This window comes from Nocardia sp. NPDC004582 (assembly GCF_053602115.1).
Window position 1 is genome coordinate 1 of record NZ_JBSGCY010000305.1, and the last position, 1170, is coordinate 1170.

The following is a 1170-nucleotide window of genomic DNA, read 5'->3' on the forward strand; positions in this document are numbered from 1 at the left end:
GTGCGCGCCCAGCGCCTTGCCGCCCGGCCCGCGAACGCCGGGCTCCCAGCCGCCTGGCGTGCCGGGCCGTCCATGGGAGTGTTTGGGCCGCAGACCGATTCGGTGCAGACCATCGAGTAGCGCGTCCGTCAGCGGGCCACGTCCGTGAACGCGCACCGAACGCAGCCGGATGCGCGGTTCGGTCGGGGCGAGCAGGTCGGCGGCCGCGAGCTGCTCGAGCAGCGACCGTGTGCCCTCGACCGGAAACCCCAATTCCCGGGCCTGCCAGAGGATCTCGGCTTCGGAGCGCGACCCGTCCAGCAGCCGCACCAGCGCGGGCACCGCCGCGGACGGCCCCGGTGGCCGCAGGATGACCGCGTGCTCGGGACTCCAACCCAGCTGTACCGAGCCATCGGGCCGCAGCAGCACCGCGATTCGCGGATGCAGCATGGGTCCGCGGGTGAACCCGCCCGCCCGTGGTCGGGGCGTCGTCGTTCGCGATGCTGCCGCTCCTGCCCGTGAGGGAGCTGCCGTTGCCGTGCACGGGACAGCTGGCGCTACCCCTCGCGGGGGAGCAGCCGTTGCCGCTCGTGGAGGAGCGGCCGATGCGGTTCGCGGGGGAGCCGGCGTGGTTCGCGGGGGAGCCGGCGTGGTTGGTGGGGCAGCCGGTGTGGTTGGTGGGGCAGCCGGTGTGGTTGGTGGGGCAGCCGGTGTGGTTGGTGGGGAGGTTACTGCCGTCATAGCGTCAGTTTGCGTGACCCCGACAACGCGGAAACCCGCGAAAACGCTTGTTCATCAGCGCTTTCGCGGGTTATCCACAACTCTTACTTCGGGTCTTCCCCATCCGGGGTCCCGGCTTCGGCGTCCCCGCCTCGGGCCTCTTTCTCGGCCCGTTCGCGCGCCTCGGTCTCGGCCAGCTGCGCCAGCGGATCGTCGAAGACGCCGGCTTCGCCGCCGCCCAGTACCGAGTCGATGAAGCCCGCGGGGGAGTCCAGGTCCGAGGAGTCGGGCAGCAGGTCCGGGTGCGCCCAGACGCCGTCGCGTCGCTCCAGCCCGGTGTCGTCGGTCAGCCGCCGCCACAGCGCGGCGGCCTCGCGTACCTTGCGCGGCCGCAGTTCCAGGCCGACCAGGGTCGCGAAGGTCTGCTCGGCCGGGCCGCCGGTGGCGCGGCGGCGGCGCAGCGTCTCGGCC

At 73.0% G+C, this 1170-nt stretch carries 1 protein-coding gene and 1 pseudogene; both read right to left on the reverse strand.

The annotated features are described in order from the left end of the window. A pseudogene (locus ACWELJ_RS34200) lies at window positions 1–429 on the reverse strand (hypothetical protein); the annotation flags it as partial. 374 nt (window positions 430–803) lie between these two features. Continuing rightward, the coding region (locus ACWELJ_RS34205; RefSeq protein ID WP_452370190.1) for a zinc-dependent metalloprotease at window positions 804–1170 on the reverse strand (367 nt) is incomplete at its 5' end.